The sequence below is a fragment of the Ruegeria sp. A3M17 genome (assembly GCF_003318255.1).
Lineage (GTDB): Bacteria > Pseudomonadota > Alphaproteobacteria > Rhodobacterales > Rhodobacteraceae > Ruegeria.
Genome location: NZ_QOCF01000028.1, coordinates 173,287 through 195,174, shown reverse-complemented (window position 1 = coordinate 195,174; position 21,888 = coordinate 173,287). Strand labels below are relative to the sequence as shown.

The window sequence follows — 21,888 nt, the reverse complement described above, 5'->3', positions numbered from 1 at the left end:
GGAAAGTCATGACCGAACCTGCCGACCTCGTGTCCGAGATCGAAGCGCTGGAAATCAAACTGCAAGAGGCCAAGGCCTCGATCACCCGTCGCTTTATCGGACAGGAAAGGGTCGTGGACCTGACGCTGACCGCCCTGTTGTGCGGTGGCCACGCCCTGCTGATCGGCCTGCCTGGGCTTGGTAAAACGCGGCTGGTTGAAACGCTTTCGACCGTGATGGGTCTGCATGGCAACCGCATCCAGTTCACACCCGATTTGATGCCCGCCGATATTCTGGGGTCCGAGGTTTTGGACACGGCCGAGGATGGCAGCCGCCACTTTCGCTTTATTTCCGGCCCGATCTTCTGTCAGCTGCTGATGGCGGACGAAATCAACCGCGCCAGCCCCCGGACCCAATCGGCGCTTTTGCAGGCGATGCAGGAACGCACTGTGACTGTGGCCGGCGAAGACCGCGATCTGGGTGAACCATTCCACGTATTGGCGACGCAAAACCCGATTGAGCAAGAGGGCACCTATCCACTGCCCGAAGCGCAGTTGGACCGCTTTTTGGTGCGGATTGACGTGGATTACCCTGATCGCCAGACCGAGCGCGATATTCTTTTGGCCACGACAGGTGTGGAAGAGAACGAAGCGCACGAGATTTTCAGCAAGGAAGAGCTGTTGGCCGCCCAGACCCTATTGCGCCGGATGCCGGTGGGGGACTCGGTTGTGGAATTGATCCTTGATCTTGTCCGCGCATTCCGCCCCGAAGAGGCGGGCGTTTCCGAACGGGTGGCTGAAACCGTCGCCTGGGGCCCCGGCCCCCGTGCGGCGCAGGCGCTGATGATGACGGTACGAGCGCGAGCTATGCTGCAGGGGCGGTTGGCCCCGAATGCCGAGGACGTGCTGGACATGGCGCGCCCGGTGCTCAGCCACCGGATGGCATTGAACTTTGCGGCGCGGGCGCGCGGTGACAGTTTGGCTGACCTGATTGACTCTACCGCCGCTGGTCTGGTCCGCACCGAGGCTGCGGCGTGAATGCCGCGCTGACCCTTCGTGAAAGATCAGAGGCCGAGGCGTCCCGGCTGCCGCCGTTGTTGGCACGGGCTGAGCAATTGGCCGGAACTGTTCTGCTGGGTGACCACGGACGCCGCCGCTCGGGGCTTGGTGATGACTTCTGGCAATACCGGCCGGCGCAGATCGGTGACAGCCGCCGGATGATTGACCACCGGCGTTCGGCCCGCGGCGACCAGCAATTCGTGCGCGAACGTGAGTGGCAGATTGCGCAATCGGTAATGCTGTGGGTCGATCAGGGCGCGTCGATGCGGTTTGCGTCCGACAAGAACCTGTCCACCAAGGCCGACCGCGCCCGCCTGCTGGGGTTGGCAACCGCGATCCTGCTGGTGCGCGGGGGTGAGCGTGTCGGTTTGACCGGCACGACCCTGCCGCCACGGCGCGGCAACGCTCAGATCATCCGACTGGCAGAAGCGTGGTCCGAGGATGCTGAATCCGATTATGCGCCACCCGAACACCGCGCCATGATCCCGCATGCCCGCGCCGTTTTCATTTCCGATTTCCTTGGTCCGCTGGACGAAGTTGAACTGGCGCTGACCAAAGCCGCCGACCGGGGGGTGCGAGGCTTGGTGTTGCAGGTTCTCGATCCCGGAGAAGAGACCTTTCCCTACCGGGGGCGCACGATTTTTGAAAGCGTTGGTGGGTCTGTCCGACACGAAACCCTAAAGGCCGGAGATCTGCGCGAGCGGTATCTGGAACGGCTTGCCAAGCGCAAGGATGCGCTGACCCGGCTGTGCCGCGCGACGGGGTGGCAACTGGGGCTGCATCACTCCGATGACAGTGCGCAAGCGGCTCTGTTGTGGCTCTATCGTGCGCTGGATGGGGGTACGGGATGACGGTTTTGGCGGGCATTGGCTTTACCGCACCGTGGGTGTTGATGGGTCTTTTGACCCTGCCGATCCTGTGGTTGATCTTGCGCGCCGTGCCACCCGCGCCGATCCGTCGGTTGTTCCCGGCGGTGACGCTGCTGCTAGGGTTGAGGGATGACGAAAGCGTTTCTGACCGCACCCCATGGTGGCTGCTATTGCTGCGCATGCTGGTGGCGGCGGCGATTATCATTGGATTGGCCGGACCGGTCCTGAACCCCTCGCGCGATCAGGCAGGCTCGGGTCCGTTGCTGCTGGTGCTGGATGCCAGCTGGGCCGGGGCGACCCGCTGGTCAACGACGCTGGATCAGATCGATGTGCAGCTGACCGAGGCCGGGCGCGCGGGTCGCACCGTGGCCATCCTGCGCCTGACCGAACCTGAAGCCCCCGTTTTCCAAGCCGCCGAAGCATGGCGCGGCCGTTTGCCGGGGCTGACCCCGACACCGTGGCAACCGACCCGGGCGCAAGTCGATATGGCGCTGTCTGCCATGGAACAGGTGGACGGAGGGTTTGACACCCATTGGTTTAGTGATCGCCTTACCTACGAGGGGCACGAGGCAATCCTGTCTGCCCTGCGCGCGCGCGGTGATGTGACAGTTTATCAGGCCCCGTCACCTGCGGTCGCCATTCTGCCTGCCACTTATCAGGACGGGGTCATTCAATTATCCGCGCAAAGAGCTGAACCTGGTCCTGCAGATCGCATCACGATACTGGCTCAAGGGCGTGACCCCGCAGGTGCAATGCGTGTTCTGCAATCGGCCGAGATGGAGTTTGCCAGCGGTGAGACACAGGCGCAGGTAGAACTGTCGCTGCCTTCCGAACTGCGCGCGCGCATCACCCGGTTCGAGATTCAGGGTGAGCGTTCGGCAGGGGCCGTCACGCTGACCGATGACAGTTTGCGGCGGCGCGAAGTCGCCCTGATTGCCGGATCGCTGAACCGCGAAGGGTTAGAGTTGTTGTCGCCGTTGCATTACCTGACGCAAGTTCTGACCCCAACGGCGGATTTCGTCGATGGCGGATTGCTGGAAGTCCTACCTGCCAATCCGGATGTGATCGTGCTGGCCGATGTGGCGAAACTGGCCGGGTTCGAACAGACCGCGCTGGTCGAATGGGTGGAACAGGGCGGTTTGCTGCTGCGCTTTGCTGGCCCTCGGATGGCAGCCAGCGATCTTGGCCGGGATACCGAGGATACCCTGTTGCCGGTGCGCCTGCGCAGCGGCGGACGCTCGGTCGGTGGCGCGATGAGCTGGGGCGAAGCCAAAGGGCTGTCGCCCTTCCCGGAGAACTCGCCCTTCTACGGGCTGCAGGTGCCGGAAGATGTCACAGTGACCACGCAAGTCATGGCGCAACCAGACCCTAATTTGGCGGATCGGGTCATTGCCTCACTTTCGGATGGCACGCCCTTGGTGACGAGAAAAGCGTTGGGTTTGGGGCAGGTGGTACTGTTCCACGTCACGGCAGATGCGGAATGGTCCAGCCTTCCCTTGTCTGGGCTTTTTGTTGAAATGCTGGACCGGCTGGCGGTGTCCTCAGCGGCGAAATCGCGGCAGGAGTCACAGTTGCAAGGCACCACGTGGGAACCGATTCAGGTTATGGATGGCTTTGGTGTTCTGTCTGATGCCGGAAATCTACCGGGCGTCGATGGTGTTGAGCTTGTGACCAGCCAGATCGGTCCCGATCTGCGACCCGGCCTTTACGAAAGCGGCAAACAGAAATTGGCACGCAATGTTCTGACCGATGAAACGGTTCTCAGCCCAGCGGTCTGGCCGTCGGATGTTCCGATCAAGGGCCAGGAGGTCAGCACCGAAACACCCATTGGCGGTATCCTGCTGAGCCTTGCATTGTTGTTGCTGACGATCGACGTCATCGCCTCGCTGGCGTTGTCCGGTCGTCTGGGTCTGGTCAGGGCTGCGGCTGTCGCACTGGGGGCGATTTTGCTGGTGCCCGAAGTGCAGGCGCAAACGCCCGAAAGTACAGATTTCGCGTTGAGCGCCACGCAGGAACTGGTTCTGGCGCATGTTCTGACGGGTGATCAGCAGGTTGACGATATTGCGGCTGCAGGAATGCGCGGATTGGCTCAGACGTTGTTTTTCCGAACCTCGGTAGAACCTGCTGAACCCATTGGCGTGGATCTGGAACGGGACGAGTTGGCGTTTTTCCCGCTGCTTTATTGGCCGATCTCACCAGACCAGCCGCAACCGTCGGCTGAGGCTTATGCCAAGCTCAACGCTTACCTGCGCTCGGGCGGGATGATCCTGTTCGACACGCGCGATGCAGATGTGGCCCGCTTCGGGGCTGCAAGCCCGAATGGGCGCAAGCTGCAACAGATCGCGGCCCCGCTGAATATCCCGTCATTAGAGCCTGTTCCGCGTGACCATGTCCTGACCCGTGCCTTCTACCTTTTGCAGGATTTCCCGGGTCGCTACGCGGGCACCGAAGTTTGGGTCGAGGCGGCACCCATGGATGCCGAACAGATCGAAGGCATGCCATTCCGCAACCTCAATGATAACGTGACGCCGGTGGTGATCGGCGGCAATGACTGGGGCGCGGCCTGGGCCATCGATCGCAACGGCCAGGCGCTGCTGCCGGTCGGGCGCGGGTATGCGGGGGAACGGCAGCGTGAGCTTGCAAACCGCTTTGGTGTCAATCTGGTGATGCATGTGCTGACCGGGAACTACAAATCAGATCAAGTGCATGTGCCTGCCTTGCTGGACAGGTTGGGACAATGACAGGAACCGTCATATTCGATCCGCTTATCCCATGGCCCGTTCTGGCCATCGTGGTTGCGATTGGCGTTGCTGGGGTTGTTCTGGCCCTGTGGCGTGGTCTGTCTGGCTGGGCCTTGCGAGGATTGGCGGCGCTGGTTGTGATCGCTGCGCTGTCAGGCCCGGTCTATCAGGTCGAGGATCGCGCGCCGCTGACCGATATCGTTCTGATGATCGAGGATGAAAGCGCCAGTCAGACCCTTTCGGATCGGGCGGATCAGACTGCACAGGCCACAAAGGAATTGGCGGCCGAGATTGAATCCCGTGACAAAACGGAACTGCGCCGCATTCGCGTAGGCGACGGAGAGGGGGACGAAGGCACCCAAGTCATGGCGGCGCTGAACGAAGCGCTGGCCGAAGAACCGCGCGCGCGGATCGCGGGCATTCTGGTGGTGTCGGATGGCATCGTGCATGATGCCGATCAAGCTCCCGACCTGCCCGCGCCCATGCATCTTTTGCAGACAGGGCGTACAACGGATTGGGATCGCCGTCTGATCGTCCGCAATGCACCTGCCTTTGCCATTATTGATGAACCGGTCACTTTGACCCTGAGGGTTGAGGATAGCGGTGCTGCACCCACAGGGGCCTCGACCGCGCCGCTCGAAATTTCGGTCGACGGGGCCGAAGCCGAACAATTCACGATTCCTATTGGCGTTGATGTAGAGCTGCCGATCACGCTGCCCCATGGCGGGCGCAACGTGATTCAGTTCACCGTGCCAGAGGCTGAGGGCGAACTGACCGATCGCAATAACACGGCGCTCATCCAGATGAACGGGGTTCGGGACCGGCTGCGCGTGTTGCTGGTTTCGGGTGAGCCGCATCCGGGCGGGCGGACATGGCGCAACCTGCTGAAATCTGACAGTTCCGTGGACCTGGTGCATTTCACCATTCTGCGCCCCCCCGAAAAGCAGGACGGGGTGCCGGTGGACGAGCTTTCGCTGATCGCCTTCCCGACGCGCGAGTTGTTTCTGGAAAAGATCAACGATTTCGACCTGATCATCTTTGACCGATATAAGCGGCGCGGCATCCTGCCAGCGATCTATCTGGACAATGTCACCAACTATATCAACGAAGGTGGTGCCGTTCTTGTTGCCGCCGGACCGGATTTTGCCAGCGCTGACAGTATCTTCCGCTCACCCCTGGCACCGATCCTGCCTGCGCAACCCACCGCGCGGGTGATCGAGGAACGCTATGTGCCGATGGTCACCGATCTGGGGCATCGTCATCCGGTCACGACGGACCTTGGCGACTCGGATAATTGGGGTGCTTGGCTGCGCCAGATCGACGTCAATCACCGCACGGGTGAGGTGTTGATGACGGGCGTGGATGACCGGCCCCTGTTGGTGCTCAACCGTGTTGGCGAAGGGCGCGTGGCGCTGCTGGCCTCGGACCATGCCTGGTTGTGGAGCCGCGGATTCGAAGGCGGCGGACCGCAGCTGGAATTGCTGCGCCGGTTGGCGCATTGGATGATGAAAGAGCCCGAGCTTGAGGAAGAGGCGCTGTGGGCAGAGGCCAATGGTCAGGTGATGCGCATCATCCGTCAAACGCTGGGGGATGAGGTCGGGCCAGTGACCGTAACTCGCCCGAATGGCGAAACGGTCGAGATTACCTTGGATGAGGTCTCGCCGGGGCGGTTCGAAGCACAGTATTTCGGGCCGGAAATCGGCCTCTATCGCCTTCAGGAAGGGGAGCAATCCACCGTCATCGGGCTTGGCCCCGCGGCACCCAAGGAATTCGAACGTACGATCGCAACGGCCGAGGTACTGGAACATGTGACGGCAGAATTGCGCGGCGGTACGGTGCGTTTGGAGGAGGGTTTGCCGTCGATCCGCAACGTACGTGCCGGGCGTCCCGCGTCGGGCCGCGGATGGATCGGTCTGACCCCGCGCAACGCCTATGAAACACGTGACGTGACGCAGGCCGGGCTACTGCCACCTTGGCTTGTATTGCTGCTGGCGGGCGGGTTCCTTCTGGCGGGCTGGCTGCGCGAAGGGCGGTGACCGGTCAGTCAAAGACCACGCTGACCGTGGGATTGCCGGGTAATCCTTCGTAAGACACTGATGCCCCGCCTTTACCCTTCGCAGGCGGGAATAACGGCCCGAATGATCCGACGGAAATCAGGTCCCCCGGTTGAAATTCAATCCCTTTGGACATCAGCCAAAGGGCGGCATTGGCTGGATGCCCCAGTACCGCTGTGCCCGGTACCTGCGCCAGAATCTCGTCATCTGAGGCACGGAGGGTGACAGTCATATCAGCCAAGGCCTGCACCATAACTGCCGGATCGGACACAGGGATTTCTACACCCAAAACGCCCAGTTTCGGAGCAACGCCAATTGCTGTCAGCGTGACCGGGGTGATTGGTTCACCCTCGGCAAAGGTCAGGTCAGGTAGTTCGATAAACGGGCGGATAGCTGAGACGCCTTGCAGCACCTCCTCTGGCGACGTGGCATGATTGATATCCGCTGTGCCAACAACCAGTACCAGATCGGCTTCAAACACCGGTCGCGCCCCCCAGTCTGATGGAACGGTCGCGCCGTCATCCAGCATCATGTCGCGGAACAAAACGCCCTGAACCGGTTCAGATGCGCTAAATCTTTCTTGTGCCGGCGCGCTGGTCAGACCGGCCTTGTAGCCGATGACTGGTCCCAAATGCGGCTCTAATGCGGACACTATGCGCGCTTGCGTACACAGCGCATCTTTCATTGTACCTTCAGGCGAAAGGGCAGATGTGGGCGTAGCAGAGAGGTAATCCGCGACGAACCGATCGATCTGACCATCCGTTGCGCAGCCCGCCGCCACAGGATGAGCAAACAAGCCACAGGCCAACAACGCGCCGAAGAAACCCCGCATATCACACCTCCGTTTTGGCAAGAGTGGCATGAGGTTCGATCATTGGGCAACGGCTTAAACAGTTCTTCACTCTCTGCCCGGATGCTGGACGCAGATTGTCCCGGAAACACCAAAGATGAGTCTTGCAGGAAAACTGTCACAAGAACGGCGCGCCCGGTTGGCGGCCGAACGGTTGTTGGAAATGAAACAGGCAGAGCTGTCGGCTGCGAACCGCAAACTGGGCCTGCATGCGATGGCATTGACCAAGCGGATCGGTGAAACCCAGGCCGAGGTTGAAACGGTCCGGGGTGAGAATGAAAAGGTCAAATCCGATTTGACGGTCGCCAACGCCAAGATCGAGGTGGCCGAGCGTCGCCTGTGGCATTCAATCCAAACCATTCAGGATGGATTCGCGTTCTTCGACGAGGAAAGTCGCCTGATCGGGGCAAACGCGGCTTACTTAAGCGTCTTTGACGGGTTGGAAGAGGTTGCGCCGGGTGTGACCTATCCGAGGATTTTGGAGATTCTGACGACTGAGGGGCTGATTGACCTCGGGTCCGAGCCGACACCCGGCTGGCGCGATAGAATGCTGCAGAGATGGGCCATGCCACACCCCCAGCCCGAGGTAATCCGGCTGTGGAACGGCCATTACATTAAGCTGATCGACCAGCGCGGTCATGGTGGCGATGTGGTGAGCCTGGCCCTGAACATCTCCGCATCCGTGCGCCATGAGGCCGAGTTGACCTCTGCTCGTGAACGGGCCGAGGCGGCAAACCGCGCCAAATCGGCCTTTCTGGCCAATATGAGCCATGAAATCCGAACCCCGATGAACGGTATCGTGGGGATGACCGAATTGCTGACCGAAACACCTTTGGATGAAGAACAACGGCAGTATTTGAACACCATCCGCAACTCAGGCGAAGCGCTTTTGGTGATTATCAACGACGTCCTGGACTATTCCAAGATTGAGGCGGACAAGCTGACCCTTCATCCGGAGCAATTCGACTTTGAACGCTGCATTCTTGAAGTCGCGATGCTGCTGCAACCCAGCGTTCGGGACAAAGGGCTGTCGTTGCTGGTGGATTACGATCTGTTCCTGCCCACATTGTTTGTTGGCGATCCGGGACGGGTCCGGCAGGTTTTGACCAATCTCGTCGGCAATGCGGTCAAGTTCACGTCCAAGGGCCATGTCCTGATCCGTGTCACCGGCGTGCCTAACCCGGATGCTCAATCTTGCGATGTGCACGTCGCGATCGAAGATACCGGTATCGGCATCGACGAAGACAAGATCGGGCACATTTTTGGCGAATTCAATCAGGTCGAAGACGAGCGAAACCGGGCCTTTGAAGGAACCGGTCTGGGCCTTGCCATTACCAAGCGATTGATTACATTGATGGGCGGGTCGATTTGGGTGGATAGCGAGCCGGGGCAGGGGTCTTGCTTTGGCTTTCGGGTCTCACTGCCGACCGCTGAAGGCCCGCAACCCGCCCCGCCCGATCTTGACGGGCGCCTGCGCCATGTGATGATCGTCGAGGATTTGGCCGCCAACTGCGCGATCCTGTCCAAACAGCTGGGTCGGCTGGGGGTGCAGGTCACCGTTTGCACCTCGGGCCGAGAGGCACTGACGGCGCTGGACGACAGTGTGGACCTTCTGCTGTGCGATCATGACCTGCCCGGCATGGACGGGCTTGAGCTGGCTGTCATGTTGAAAGACAGGGGGTGGGGCGCTCTGCCGGTTGTCGTGATGTCGGCCAATCCCGGCGTCATTCACGCCCACCCCGCACGCCACCTGATCGAAGGCGTTCTGCAAAAGCCGATCCCCAGGGCTGAGCTATACGGGCGCCTGAAAGCGCTTGGCCAACCAAAGGGCGTTGAGGCGCTTTCGGAGACCGCATCGATCAGTCGGGAACTTAACCAGCCCGCATGTGAAGGAACGCAGCGTATCATGCGCGTGCTTGCGGCGGAAGATAACCGGACCAACCAATTGATCCTCAAAAAGATGGTCAAGGATCTGCACATCGACCTGCGCTTTGCCGGCAACGGGATCGAAGCGGTGCAGGAGCATCAGGAGTTTGACCCTGATCTGATCTTTATGGATATCTCGATGCCTAAAATGGACGGCAAACAGGCCACAGCCGAAATCCGGCGCCGCGAGATTGAGACCGGCCGACATGTTCCCATTGTCGCCCTGACGGCTCATGCGATGGCTGGTGACGATCAGGGAATCTTATCTGCCGGACTGGATCACTACCTGACCAAACCGCTGCAAAAGCAGACGATTCACCAGATGGTTCGGACTCATAGGCCGGATGATTGTTGCCCGGTTGTTGCAGAGGATATCCGGGCTGACTAGGTTGAACCCATGTCTGAAGATCGTGGATTTCAGCCCCGCGCACTGGGTGAGATTGCCATCCGCTGCGCGGATATGGCCGCCATGGTCGCGTTTTATGAAAACGTGATCGGGTTAGAGCGTTTTAGCGGTGACCACAACAGCGCGATCACCTTCTTCCAAATCGCACCTGGATACGGTGGCCATACGCAGGTTCTGGCCCTGTTTCACCACACTGCCGCCCCGCGACCAGGGTTGCACCCGACCGAGTTGCAAAAACCGGTGACGGGTGGAGCGTCGTCCCTGCATCACATCGCCCTGTCGCTGCCATTCGACGAACAAGAGGCAGTGATGCAGTGGTATGACCACCTTGGCCAGCCCTACCGGGTCGAGCAGTTCGGATGGATCGGCTGGCGCGGTATCTTCACCGAAGACCCCGAAGGCAATACTGTCGAACTCGTCGCCTATGACCCGTCTATGTTGGATTAGGCCTGATAGGGCCGCACAAAGACGGGTTTGTTTTCTTCTGACAATTCGGGGCGATATTCATAACCGCCTGAGTCGAAGTCCAGCAGCCCTTTTGGATCTTCCAGCCTGTGCTGAATGACATACCGCGCCATGGCACCGCGCGCTTTCTTGGCAAAAAAGCTCACGATCTTTGGCGTGCCGGCTTTGTCTTCCATGAAAACAGGGGTGACAACGCGTAGCTTTAGCGCTTTAGGGTCTACTGCGCCGAAATATTCCTGGCTGGCGCAGTTCACCAGGACATCTGATCCAACCTCAGTACCTTGCGCGTTAAGCGCTTTGCTCAGTTGATCGCGCCAATATTCATACAGGTTCTTTCCGCGGCGGGTTTTAAGCTTGCTGCCCATCTCAAGCCGATAGGCCTGAATGGAATCCAGCGGGCGCAGCACACCGTAAAGACCGGATAGAATGCGAAGATGATCCTGCGCCCAGGCCATCTCCTCGGCGTCCAGAGACGCAGCTTCAAGCCCTTGATAGGTGTCGCCCGCAAAGGCCAGTGCGGCGGGGCGTGTCACATCTGCCTCGGGCGCGTCTGAGAACGCGCGATACCTGTCGCGGTTCAGGCGCGCGAGATCATCGCTCAGGTCCATCAGCTTTTTTAGATCACCCAGAGTCAGATTGCGGGCGGTTTTTGACAGGCGGATGGCATCGTCCTGAAAGTCTGGCTGCGTGACTTCGACATCCCGTTCTGCCCAGTCCAGCCGCTTGGCCGGGGAAATAACTACCAGCATATCCGCTCTCATTCCTTGCCTGTTCTGGGCCGTATCTAGTCCGTCTGTCGCAGCACGTCCAGAAAGGCGGCGCCAAACCTTTCGTGACGGCGATCGCCCAGAACATGTTCGATCGCGCGCGGGTCATCTGACCGCAATTGTGCGACCTTGGCCAGTTGCGAGGCCGAGCAGGTTAGCGGCTTGTCGATCCCGTCTGGACCGCGTGACAGCTGCGACTGCACTTCAAGCAACTGATCATAGATATTGCCCTGATCGCGGCCAGCCAATTTGCGGCGCGCGGGATGAACGGCTTCAACCTCACCGGCGACGACTTCAAGAAACGTGTCACCGTAACGTTCCAGCTTTTTCGCGCCGACCCCGCCAATTCGGGCCATATCGTCTAGCGACAAGGGGCGTTTTTCAGCCATTTCGATCAGCGTGCGGTCGGGGAAGATGACATAGGCCGGTACCCGCGCGGCTTCGGCCAAAGCGCGCCGTTTGGCTTTCAGGGCCGACAGCAGCGGCGCGTCTTCCTCGGATACCATCATTTTGACCGCCGGGCGGCGTCCGGCCTTGCGCAATGTGTCCTTGCGCAGGTTGATCTGGGCCTCACCCTTCAGGATGGGCTTGGCAGCCTCGGTCATTTGCAGTGCGCCGTGGCGTTCGGGGTCCGGGCGGACCAGATCATACCCCATCATCTGCCGGAAGATGGCCTGCCATTGCGGGCGCGACCACTCTTTGCCGATCCCATAGGTCGACAGTTGGTCATGGCGCCGGGCGCGGATCTTGTCGGTTTCATTGCCCAGCAGGATGTCGATCAGGTGGCCGGCGCCGAACCATTCCTCGGTGCGCAGAATCGCTGACAAGGCCATGCGGACGGGTGTGGTTCCATCGAACACCTCAGGGGGGGTGTCGCACAGATCACACTTGCCGCAAGGTTCTGCCTCTTCACCGAAGTAGCCCAACAGAGTTTGACGGCGGCATTCCAATGCCTCGGCCAGACCCAATAGAGAATTCAGGCGTGCATGGTCGGCCATGCGACGTTCTGGCGGGGCCAACCCTTCGTCGATTTGCGAGCGGCGCAGGCGGATATCGTCGGGGCCGAACAGAGTCAGCGTCTCGGCAGGGCCACCGTCACGGCCCGCACGACCGATTTCCTGATAATAGGCCTCGATGGATTTGGGCAGGTCCGCATGGGCGACCCATCGGATGTCGGGCTTGTCGATGCCCATGCCAAAAGCCACGGTGGCAACCACGATCAACCCGTCTTCGCGGGCAAAGCGGGTTTCGACGATGCGGCGATCCTCGGCCTCCATCCCGCCGTGATAGTGGCAGGCAGAATGTCCCTCGGCGCGTAAGGCTTGCGCGAGCACCTCGGTTTTGTTGCGCGTGCCGCAATAGACAATGCCCGACTGGCCTTTGCGCGCTTCGGCGAAGTCGAGGATCTGTTTACGGGGGCCATCCTTGGTGCCAAAGGCCAGATGGATGTTGGGGCGGTCGAAGCCGCGTAGGAATTTGTTAGGAGGTGTGCCGTCGAACAGTTTTTCGACGATCTCGTCCTGCGTTTCGGCATCTGCGGTTGCCGTAAAGGCAGCTAGCGGTACGTTCAACGCGCGGCGCAGCTCTCCGATCCGCAGATAGTCGGGGCGGAAATCATGACCCCACTGGCTGACGCAATGGGCTTCATCCACGGCAATCAGACTGACGTTGATCCGGCGCAGCATCCCCAGCGCCGACCCTGCCGCCAGACGTTCGGGGGCCATGTAGAGCAGCTTTAGCCGCCCGGCCTCCAGCGCTTCCCACACGGCATCTGTTTCTTCGGGTGTGTTGCCCGAGGTCAGCGCACCTGCTTCAACGCCGGCCTCCTGCAGCCCGCGCACCTGATCCCGCATCAGGGCGATCAGCGGTGAGATCACCACGGTAACGCCGTCGCGCATCAAGGCAGGCAATTGGAAACACAGGGATTTACCGCCACCCGTCGGCATGATCGCCAGCACGTTTTCGCCTGCGGTCACGGCATCGACAATCTCTTCCTGCCCGGGGCGGAAGTCGTCGAATCCAAAGACATCTCGCAGCATCGGTGCGGCGTCGAACATGTGCGGGGTTGCCCTGTTTTAAGGTTTATCTGCTCTTAAGACAGGACAATCACATACTAAGATTCGGTGAACAAGAGGGATCAGTCTCAGCTCAGGGCCAGAAAGAGTTCCGGCAGGACGTAGCTTCGCAGTGAAATGATGATGATCAACACGACCAAAGGCGTCAGATCGATGCCGCCAAGATCGGGCAGCACTTTGCGAATAGGGCGATAAATCGGCTCCAGGATCCGATTCAACCCGTACCAAATCTGGGCAACGAATTGCTGGTGAAGGTTCAGAACCTGAAAGTTGATCAGCCAGCTCATTATGACCTGAATCAAGACGAACCAATAGGCGATGCTCAATACCAAGTCGATCGGGCCGAAAATTGCCATCATATTCGTAAACTCCAAGCCGTGTTTCGCGAGAGGTAGTAGCTAGCGCGGCAAAGAGCAAGTGTGCGCTAACAGAACCCTTGCGAAATAGGCCAAAGACCCGTCTTATGAAAACAACGATAAACAGGGGCAGTTATGGCAGAAATTTCCAAGCGCAAGCGCATTTGGGGTTGGTGGTTTTTCGACTGGGCCAGTCAACCGTATCACACCTTGCTGGTTACATTTGTCTTTGGTCCCTACTTTGCCGGGGTGGCGGCAGAGTATTATCTGACGTCCGGCCTGGATGCTGATGCGGCCGATGCACGGGCGCAGACGGTGTGGGCGAATTGCATGACCATCATTGGGTTGATCATCGCCTTTGGCGCACCGTTGATGGGGGCCATGGCAGATGTCTCGGGTCGCCGAATGCCATGGATTTTCGCGTTTTCGGTGATGTATGCGGTTGGCTCTGCCGCGCTTTGGTACACGATGCCCGACGGGTCGAATATGTGGCTGATGCTGTCGGCCTTTGGTCTAGGTTTTGTTGGCGCGGAATATGCGTTGATTTTCATCAATTCGCAGTTGCCCGATTTGGGGGACGAAAATGAGGTTGGTGAGATTTCGGGGTCTGGATTTGCCTTTGGTTATTTTGGTGGGCTGATCTCACTTGCGATTATGCTGGCGCTGTTCGTCGAGCAGGCCAACGGCAAGACCCTGATTGGGATGGATCCGCTGTTTGGGCTGGATGCCTCAATGCAGCAGGGCACACGTTTTGTGGGGCCATTCACGGCGGTTTGGTTCGTTCTGTTCATGATCCCCTACTTTTTGTGGGTCCGGGATGATGCGCCGACCGACAAAAAAGGCAGTGTGGGTGACGCGCTGCGCCTGTTGGTCAAGTCGATTTCCAACCTGCGCCACCGGGTTAGCCTGGCCACCTACCTTGGATCATCCATGTTCTACCGTGACGCGTTGAACGGGCTTTACACCTTTGGCGGTGTTTATGCGCGACTGGTGCTGGAATGGGACCTGATCAAGATCGGCGTCTTTGGTATCGTCAGCGTTCTGGCTGCGGCTGCGTTTTCGTGGGTCGGCGGTAAACTGGACAAGAAATACGGCCCTAAACCTGTGATTTTGGTGGCCATCTGGGTGTTGATCTTTGTTTGCATAACCATCGTGTCGATGGACCGCACACAGATCTTTGGCATGTCTATACCCGAAGGATCCGGCCTGCCTGATCTGGTGTTCTTTGGCTGCGGGGTACTGATCGGCGGTATGGGCGGTATTCTGCAATCCGCCAGCCGTTCGATGATGGTGCGTCACACCGACCCCAAAGCCCCGGTCGAAAGCTTTGGGCTTTATGGTTTGTCGGGTCGTGCCACAGCCTTTGCCGCCCCCCTGCTGATCGGAATAGCCACAACTGTAACCGGCAGTGCAAGACTGGGGGTGTCACCCATCGTTCTGTTGTTTATTCTGGGACTAATACTGATGCGCTGGGTGAAACCGGAAGGGGATCAGAGCAGATGATTTTATTACGTTTTTTGACGATACTGGCCGCGATTGTTCTGACGAACACTGCTGCGGCGCAACCTCTGGCTAAACAGTTGTTCGGGGCGCAGAAAGCAAGTTCGCAGCAAAAATCCGCAGCCTTCGGCAGTTATTCGCGTGGATGCGCTGCAGGGTCGGTGCAATTGCCCGAAACGGGACCGACATGGCAGGCGATGCGCCTGTCACGCAATCGCAATTGGGGGCATCCTGAGGCGATTGATTATGTGCAGGACCTTAGCAAGTTCGCGGCAAAGCAGCCCGGGTGGAACGGGCTTTATGTCGGCGATATCAGCCAGCCGCGCGGTGGGCCGATGACATCCGGGCACCGCAGCCATCAGCTGGGTCTGGACATCGATATCTGGATGCTGCCCGGCGACAACATGCGCTTAAGCCGCAAGGCGCGTGAGAATATCTCGTCGATTTCCCTGCGCCGATCGAATGGCGCGTTTGTCAACGGTAACTGGACGCAACAACACCATGCCGTGCTGCGCCAGGCCGCAAAGGACAAGCGTGTAGCGCGTATTTTCGTCTTTCCCGGTGCCAAGGTGGAAATGTGCAAAAACGAGAAGGGCAATCGTGCCTACTTGCGCAAGATCAGGCCCTGGTGGGGTCATCATTATCATTTCCACGTGCGCCTGAAGTGCCCACGCGGTTCTAAAGGATGCGTTAATCAAGATTCCCCGCCAAAAGGGGATGGCTGTGCCGAGGCGCAGCAATGGGTGAACAATATCCTTAACCCACCCCCGCCTGACCCTAATGCCCCAGCGCCCAAGAAACGGCGTGAATATCGATTGGCCGATCTACCTCAGCAATGCACACAAGTTCTGCAATCCAACTGATCGTCGCAGTATTGCTGGCCGGGGCGGCTTGGGCAGTTGATCTCAAGACACCCAACCACCTTGGCAGTTTTACATGGCGTCACACGGCTGAGTGGTTTGGCGGGATTTCTGCCATCCACATCTCGGATGATGGCCGCCATTTGATTGGAATGACCGATCGTTCGACACTGATTGCCGCACGGGTCGAGCGTAATGATGACGAAATTACCGACATTCAGATCACTGAAAATTGGCCTCTCATTTCCAGCAGAGGACGCCCTCTGACTGGTGGGGTCGGGGATTCCGAAGGCATAGCCATTGCCCCTGATGGCGCCCTGTTCGTCTCGTTCGAAGGTATCCACCGCGTGGTGTATTACCCCGCGCCAGGGACCAAAGCGCAGGTTCTGCCGCGGCCCAAGGCGTTCGACGGCTTTGAGGTCAACGGCTCGCTCGAGGCGTTGGCCATTGATCAGCGCGGCCACATTTTCACAATGCCCGAGGAAAACCGAACAGCGACGGGTGATATCCCTGTCTATCGGTGGGACGGTCAGGCGTGGTCGACGCCTTTCGTTCTGCCGCAACGGGGGGACTTTCTGCCGGTGGCAGCAGATTTCGGACCGGATGGCAGGCTTTACGTTTTGGAACGGGATGTCGGTTGGATCGGGTTCCGTTCGCGTCTGCGGCGATGGGAGGTGGACGGTGACACCCCAAGCGCTGAAGAGGTTCTGCTCCAAACTGGGACCGGTGCACATGACAACCTCGAGGGTTTGTCTGTCTGGCACGACGACGAGGGCCGCTTGCGGGCCACTATGGTGTCGGACGACAATTTTCTGGCGCTTCAGCGTACCGAACTGGTCGAGTATGCTCTGCCCGATTGACTCGCTTAAAGCAAAGGTCTAGAAGCGCGGCTTGCCTTGGGACCGTCCCTTGGCCAAGTCGCCGCTACCTTGTCAAAACGGGCATCTAAAAATGCAACGCGCTTATATTCCCGGCATCATTGCCATGGCTACCATTGTTGTGGCCTCGAACATTCTGGTCCAGTTTCTTTTGCTGGACGGCCTCCTGACCTGGGGTGCCTTTACTTTCCCTGTGGCCTTTCTGGTCACGGATATCATGAACCGTGTCTACGGCGTGCAGGCTGCCCGCAAGGTGGTATTCGCCGGATTCGTCACCGGCATCATCTGCTCGCTGATCGGTACGCAGATCATTCTGCAGGGTGATGGGTTCTCCTATGCCGCCGTACCGTTGCGGGTCGCGGTTGCGTCGGGTACCGGTTTCCTGATCGCTCAGCTGACCGATGTTGCGGTGTTCAACAAACTGCGCGGCGGTCGCTGGTGGCGTGCGCCGCTGGCCTCGACTCTGGTTGGGTCTGCGCTGGATACGGCGCTGTTCTTCACCATCGCCTTCTCGGCCACTGTCACAATCTTTGGTGCCGACGCCAACGCGGCAATCAGCTGGGCATGGGAACCCGTTCCTTTCATGCTGACCGGCCCGATGGCACCCCTATGGGTATCGCTGGCCTTTGCGGATTGGCTGGTAAAACTGTCGCTGGCCCTGATCGCGCTGATCCCGTTCAAAGTAATCGTGGCGCGACTGACGGCGCAGCCCGCGTAAAAAACGCTTTGAGTTTCGTGCAACTCGTGGCACGATTTCGGGTAACGGAAACAGATTGAAAGGAGGTGATCCAATGTCGAGAAAGGGATTGGAGAGAGGTGTTGGAACAACCGGGGGGATCGCCTGTTAAGGCAGCCCTTGGCGGAGCGCTCGCTCCGGCTGGTCGATTGATCTAACCGACCCAACCTCCTGAGCTTTCGAAGGGCCGTCCCATGCGGGGCGGCCCTTTTTGTTTTTGGATCAGGCCTGTAAGGTCAGCCTCATGTTGCGCATCACCGATGATATCACCCTGCAAGACTGGGAAATGTCCGAAAGCTTTGTGCGCTCGTCGGGTCCCGGCGGGCAGAACGTGAACAAGGTGTCCACCGCCGTCGAATTGAGGTTCGAGGCGGCGCGCTCACCCTCTTTGCCTGATCCGGTCAAATCGCGGCTCAAGCGGCTGGCGGGGCGACGCTGGACCAAAGAGGGCGCGATCATCATTCAATGCGACGAAACCCGCAGCCAGGCGCGCAACCGGGAAATTGCCCGCAACCGGCTGGCCGAGCTGATCACCCGCGCTATGGTTAAACCCAAGCGCCGTATCGCCACCAAACCCACCTACGGTTCGGTCAAGCGACGTCTGGCTTCCAAAAAGGCACGCTCAGACGTCAAAGCCCTGCGCGGTAAGATACCCGAAGATTGATCTGGTATCTTTGCGGCGCATCGCTACTCTGATTTTGCGCAGTTGCAAAAGGACAAGATCATGAGGTTAGAGGGAAAAACCGCAATCGTGACCGGTAGCGCATCAGGCTTTGGTGCCGGGATCGCGCGGAAATTCCTGTCCGAGGGCGCCCGCGTCATGATCGCCGATATCAACGGTGATGCGGCCGAGGTTCAGGCCAATCAATTGGGCCCGAACGCCTTTGCACATCAGGTCGATCTGGCCAACGGCGCATCGGTTGAGGCGATGGCAGACGCAGCCTTTGATCGACTGGGGCATCTCGATATCCTAGTTAACAACGCCGGCGTCACCCACCTTCCCACCCCGCTGGAGGATGTGAGCGAAGAGGATTTCGACCGCGTTTTCAACGTGAACATGAAATCTGTCTATCTAACGGCCCGTGCATTGGTTCCGCATATGAAATCGCGTGGTACCGGCGCGATCCTGAACGTGGCCTCGACCGCTGGCCTGTCGCCGCGTCCGAATCTCAACTGGTACAACGCCTCCAAGGGTTGGATGATCACCGCGACCAAGACCATGGCAGTCGAACTGGCCCCATCGGGTGTCCGGGTAAACGCCATCTGCCCGGTTGCAGGGGAAACGCCGCTGCTCAAGTCCTTCATGGGCGAGGATACACCTGAAATTCGCGCCAAGTTCCTGTCGACCATCCCTCTGGGTCGTTTCTCGACACCCGAGGATATGGCCAACGCCGCCTGTTTCTTATGTTCCGACGAGGCCAGCATGATCACCGGCACAGCTTTGGAGGTCGACGGTGGCCGCTGCATCTGATCCTCTCTTCATCTGGCAAGAAATATCCCCGCCGGAGGCAGCGCGCCTGCGCGCTCTTCTGCTCCAACACCTGACAAAGCAATGATTCCCGGACCCCGAAACCTGATCACCGATGTCCCCGGCCTTTTGGTAGGAAACGCTCAGGATGATGCGCTCAAATCCGGCGCAACCGTTCTGACTGCACCTGAACCCTTTACGGCGTCCGTTCATGTGATGGGTGGAGCGCCGGGCACGCGGGAAACCGACCTGCTTGCGCCTGACAAATCTGTGTCGCGCGTGGATGCCATCGTTCTATCCGGTGGCTCGGCCTTTGGCCTGGACGCCTGTTCCGGGGTAGCTGACGCGCTTAGGGCGCAACACCGCGGGTTTGAGGTTGGCAGTATAGTCGTCCCCATCGTTCCGGGTGCGATCCTGTTTGACCTGCTTAACGGCGGCGACAAAGCCTGGGCCGAGAATCCTTATCGCGCGCTGGGGCGCCGCGCATTCGAGGACGCGTCCGATCAGTTCGATCTGGGCACCGCTGGAGCAGGTACTGGTGCGTTGGCTGCCATGCACAAGGGCGGGCTGGGATCTGCCTCGTTTGTGATGGAAAACGGGGTCACCGTTGGCGCATTGGTCGCGGCCAACCCTCTCGGCAGCGTCACTACGCCCGGTGATCGTCATTTCTGGGCTGCACCGTTTGAACTTGATGACGAATTTGGCAGTTTAGGGCCTGATTCCATCGCAGGTCTTGGTCGAGTCTTGGCCAGCCGCAAGGCCGAGGCAATGCGATCTGCCCAGCCGGACAAGGCCAACACCACCATCGCGATTGTCGCCACTGACGCGGCGCTGTCCAAGCCGCAATGCCATAGATTGGCGGTGGCCGCCCATGACGGAATCGCGCGGGCGATTGTTCCCGCGCACACACCAGGCGATGGCGATCTGGTGTTCGGCGTCAGCACAGGCAATCACGACCTTCCAGAGGCTGAACTGGGGCTTCTTGGCCATATGGCTTCGATCTGTCTGTCGCGGGCGATTGCTCGGGCCGTATATCTTGCCTCGCCAGCGCCGGGGGATCTTTTACCCTGTTGGTCCGGCTGACATGACTTAAGTTAAGGACGGCCTATATGCCGCAGTGGCACAGTGCCCTCGCGCGGCAATCTGCGCGTTGACTCTTTTTTGCGCCGACGGTCCATTCGGTGCAGCCAATTCGTATCGGAGCAAAAGTTATGAATCGCATTATCGCGACCGCAATCGTCGGCCTTCTGGCCCTTCCCGCATATGCCGAAGGAGACGCCGAAGCCGGAAAGAAAACCTTCAACAAGTGCAAATCCTGTCATCAGATTGCCGATCCTGAGGGTGAAGTCATCGTAAAGGGCGGTAAAACCGGTCCGAACCTTTATGGGGTTGCAGGCCGGACCGCGGGCACTGTCGAAGAGTTCAAATATGGCGACAGCATCGTTGCCGCTGGTGAAAACGGTCTGGTTTGGGACGAAACGACATTCGTTGAATATGCGAAGGATCCCAAGGCGTTTCTGAAAGATTATCTGGGTGAAACCTCGGCCAAATCCAAAATGACGTTCAAGCTGAAGAAGGGTGCCGAGGATGTTTACGCCTATATCGTAAGCGTTTCTGGCGAATAAAGCCGCAGACCAAACACCGTTTAGGTTACAAAAGGCCGCAGCCCCTGCGGCCTTTCGTGCGCTTGATAACCGCGTTGAACAGCGCCAATTTGAAAGCGCGCGGTATTTCATGCATTGCACGCAAAAATTCGCAGAGCCAAGCCGACCCGGTGGCAGCCAATTTCGAATTTCCGGCCCTTCGGGTGGATCGGCAGCAGGAGACGACAGATGGGAATCATGATCCCGGCCTGGGTTGATGGCGAGTTGACCCCAGTTGACAAGCTTGAGGCGCATGAAAAAGGCCTGCGGCACAAGGCGGTGTCGGTCTTTGTCGTGCGCGGGACCGAAATTTTGATGCAACGTCGGGCTTTGGGTAAATATCATACCCCTGGCCTGTGGGCGAATACCTGCTGTACCCATCCCGACTGGGGCGAGACACCGTCTGTCTGCGCCGTTCGCCGGCTGCGTGAGGAATTGGGAATTACCGGGCTTTACCCGGAATACCGTCACCGGCTGGAGTATCACGCCGATGTCGGCAACAACATGATCGAGCATGAAGTTGTCGACATCTTTCTGGCCCATGTGCGCGGCCCGCTGAAGATTGAGCCCAACCCGGAAGAGGTCATGGAAATTCGATGGGTCGATTACCATGATCTTCTGGCCGAAGTGCAGCGTTACCCCGAGCGATTCACACCGTGGCTCAAGATCTATTTGCACAATCACGCCGACACGATTTTCGGACCTGATCTGATTATCTCAGCCACCTCCTGACGGCTACGCCTTGCAAGGGCCGCCCAAGCCGCATAGATCAACGCGTCATGGCTAAACAAAAGACAGACCCGAATTACAAAGTCATCGCCGAAAACCGGCGCGCGCGCTTCGATTACGCAATCGAGGACGATCTTGAGTGCGGCATCATGCTGGAAGGGTCCGAGGTCAAATCCCTGCGTGTAGGTGGGACGAACATCGCCGAAAGCTATGCCTCGGTCGATGATGGCGAGCTGTGGCTGGTGAACAGCTATATCGCCCCCTACGAGCAAGCCAAATCGTTCAAGCACGAGGAACGCCGTCGGCGCAAACTGCTGGTGTCACGCAAGGAATTGTCGAACCTGTGGAACGCGACCCAGCGCAAAGGCATGACGCTGGTGCCGCTGGTTTTGTATTTCAACCACAAGGGCAAGGCCAAGATCAAAATCGGTATCGCCAAGGGTAAGAAGAACCATGATAAGCGCGAAACCCAGGCCAAGCGTGACTGGTCACGTCAAAAGCAGCGATTGATGAAGGATCATAGCTGAT

At 59.1% G+C, this 21,888-nt stretch carries 20 protein-coding genes; 16 read left to right on the top strand and 4 right to left on the bottom strand.

The genetic code is table 11. From position 1 onward, the window contains the following. Positions 1-8: 8 nt before the first annotated feature. The 4 genes from DS906_RS15335 to DS906_RS15320 are packed head-to-tail and all read left to right on the top strand — an operon-like array spanning position 9 to position 6,683. Positions 9-1,016, top strand: a complete 1,008-nt coding sequence (locus DS906_RS15335) for a MoxR family ATPase (RefSeq protein ID WP_113790991.1) — start codon at positions 9-11, stop codon at positions 1,014-1,016. Then, a complete protein-coding gene (locus DS906_RS15330) occupies positions 1,013-1,888 on the top strand; it encodes a DUF58 domain-containing protein (protein ID WP_113790990.1) in 876 nt (291 codons plus the stop codon). The genes DS906_RS15335 and DS906_RS15330 overlap by 4 nt, the downstream gene beginning before the upstream one ends. Further along, the gene (locus DS906_RS15325) at positions 1,885-4,647 is read left to right on the top strand and encodes a DUF4159 domain-containing protein (protein WP_113790989.1); all 2,763 of its coding nucleotides are present in this window, start codon (positions 1,885-1,887) and stop codon (positions 4,645-4,647) included. The genes DS906_RS15330 and DS906_RS15325 overlap by 4 nt, the downstream gene beginning before the upstream one ends. Next, on the top strand, positions 4,644-6,683 hold the full coding sequence (locus DS906_RS15320) for a hypothetical protein (RefSeq protein ID WP_113790988.1): 2,040 nt from the start codon (positions 4,644-4,646) through the stop codon (positions 6,681-6,683). The genes DS906_RS15325 and DS906_RS15320 overlap by 4 nt, the downstream gene beginning before the upstream one ends. A gap of 4 nt (positions 6,684-6,687) precedes the next feature. Here the strand turns inward: DS906_RS15320 and DS906_RS15315 are convergent, their stop codons facing one another. Continuing rightward, positions 6,688-7,533 carry a 2-keto-4-pentenoate hydratase gene (locus DS906_RS15315; protein ID WP_113790987.1) on the bottom strand — a complete coding sequence of 282 codons (846 nt, stop codon included), beginning with the start codon at positions 7,531-7,533 and terminating at the stop codon, positions 6,688-6,690. 115 nt (positions 7,534-7,648) lie between these two features. Here DS906_RS15315 and DS906_RS15310 point away from each other — a divergent pair, with 115 nt between their 5' ends. Then, positions 7,649-9,865, top strand: a complete 2,217-nt coding sequence (locus DS906_RS15310; protein WP_113790986.1) for a response regulator — start codon at positions 7,649-7,651, stop codon at positions 9,863-9,865. A gap of 9 nt (positions 9,866-9,874) precedes the next feature. Next, entirely contained in the window at positions 9,875-10,330 is a 456-nt protein-coding gene (locus tag DS906_RS15305) for a VOC family protein (protein WP_113790985.1), read from the top strand. Here the strand turns inward: DS906_RS15305 and yaaA are convergent. The 3 genes from yaaA to DS906_RS15290 all read right to left on the bottom strand — a co-directional run bounded on the left by yaaA (position 10,327) and on the right by DS906_RS15290 (position 13,549). Next, a complete protein-coding gene (gene yaaA / locus DS906_RS15300; protein ID WP_113790984.1) occupies positions 10,327-11,097 on the bottom strand; it encodes a peroxide stress protein YaaA in 771 nt (256 codons plus the stop codon). The genes DS906_RS15305 and yaaA overlap by 4 nt on opposite strands. A gap of 35 nt (positions 11,098-11,132) precedes the next feature. Beyond that, a complete protein-coding gene (gene recQ, locus DS906_RS15295) occupies positions 11,133-13,172 on the bottom strand; it encodes a DNA helicase RecQ (protein ID WP_113790983.1) in 2,040 nt (679 codons plus the stop codon). A gap of 86 nt (positions 13,173-13,258) precedes the next feature. Beyond that, positions 13,259-13,549, bottom strand: a complete 291-nt coding sequence (locus DS906_RS15290) for a YggT family protein (RefSeq protein WP_108860000.1) — start codon at positions 13,547-13,549, stop codon at positions 13,259-13,261. A 132-nt stretch (positions 13,550-13,681) separates the two neighbouring features. Here DS906_RS15290 and DS906_RS15285 point away from each other — a divergent pair, with 132 nt between their 5' ends. From DS906_RS15285 to smpB, 10 genes are all read left to right on the top strand, one after another. Then, positions 13,682-15,049 carry an MFS transporter gene (locus DS906_RS15285; RefSeq protein WP_113790982.1) on the top strand — a complete coding sequence of 456 codons (1,368 nt, stop codon included), beginning with the start codon at positions 13,682-13,684 and terminating at the stop codon, positions 15,047-15,049. Next, positions 15,046-15,909: a penicillin-insensitive murein endopeptidase gene (mepA, locus tag DS906_RS15280; protein ID WP_113790981.1), complete on the top strand. Its 864-nt coding sequence runs from the start codon at positions 15,046-15,048 to the stop codon at positions 15,907-15,909. Before DS906_RS15285 ends, mepA begins: the two co-directional genes overlap by 4 nt. Continuing rightward, the gene (locus DS906_RS15275) at positions 15,882-16,766 is read left to right on the top strand and encodes an esterase-like activity of phytase family protein (protein ID WP_113790980.1); all 885 of its coding nucleotides are present in this window, start codon (positions 15,882-15,884) and stop codon (positions 16,764-16,766) included. Before mepA ends, DS906_RS15275 begins: the two co-directional genes overlap by 28 nt. A 91-nt stretch (positions 16,767-16,857) precedes the next feature. Beyond that, on the top strand, positions 16,858-17,502 hold the full coding sequence (locus DS906_RS15270; protein ID WP_113790979.1) for a queuosine precursor transporter: 645 nt from the start codon (positions 16,858-16,860) through the stop codon (positions 17,500-17,502). Positions 17,503-17,764: 262 nt separating this feature from the next. Then, the gene (gene arfB, locus DS906_RS15265; protein WP_113790978.1) at positions 17,765-18,184 is read left to right on the top strand and encodes an alternative ribosome rescue aminoacyl-tRNA hydrolase ArfB; all 420 of its coding nucleotides are present in this window, start codon (positions 17,765-17,767) and stop codon (positions 18,182-18,184) included. Positions 18,185-18,244: 60 nt separating this feature from the next. Then, positions 18,245-18,991, top strand: a complete 747-nt coding sequence (locus DS906_RS15260; RefSeq protein WP_058279346.1) for an SDR family oxidoreductase — start codon at positions 18,245-18,247, stop codon at positions 18,989-18,991. Positions 18,992-19,072: 81 nt separating this feature from the next. Next, positions 19,073-20,071, top strand: a complete 999-nt coding sequence (locus DS906_RS15255; protein WP_113790977.1) for a P1 family peptidase — start codon at positions 19,073-19,075, stop codon at positions 20,069-20,071. A 128-nt stretch (positions 20,072-20,199) separates the two neighbouring features. Continuing rightward, positions 20,200-20,613: a cytochrome c family protein gene (locus DS906_RS15250; protein ID WP_113790976.1), complete on the top strand. Its 414-nt coding sequence runs from the start codon at positions 20,200-20,202 to the stop codon at positions 20,611-20,613. A gap of 207 nt (positions 20,614-20,820) precedes the next feature. Further along, positions 20,821-21,363 carry an isopentenyl-diphosphate Delta-isomerase gene (gene idi / locus DS906_RS15245; protein WP_058272886.1) on the top strand — a complete coding sequence of 181 codons (543 nt, stop codon included), beginning with the start codon at positions 20,821-20,823 and terminating at the stop codon, positions 21,361-21,363. A gap of 47 nt (positions 21,364-21,410) precedes the next feature. After that, positions 21,411-21,887 (top strand): SsrA-binding protein SmpB, encoded by a 477-nt coding sequence (gene smpB, locus DS906_RS15240; RefSeq protein ID WP_058272887.1) that lies wholly within the window; start codon positions 21,411-21,413, stop codon positions 21,885-21,887. The last annotated feature ends 1 nt before the right edge of the window (position 21,888 follow it).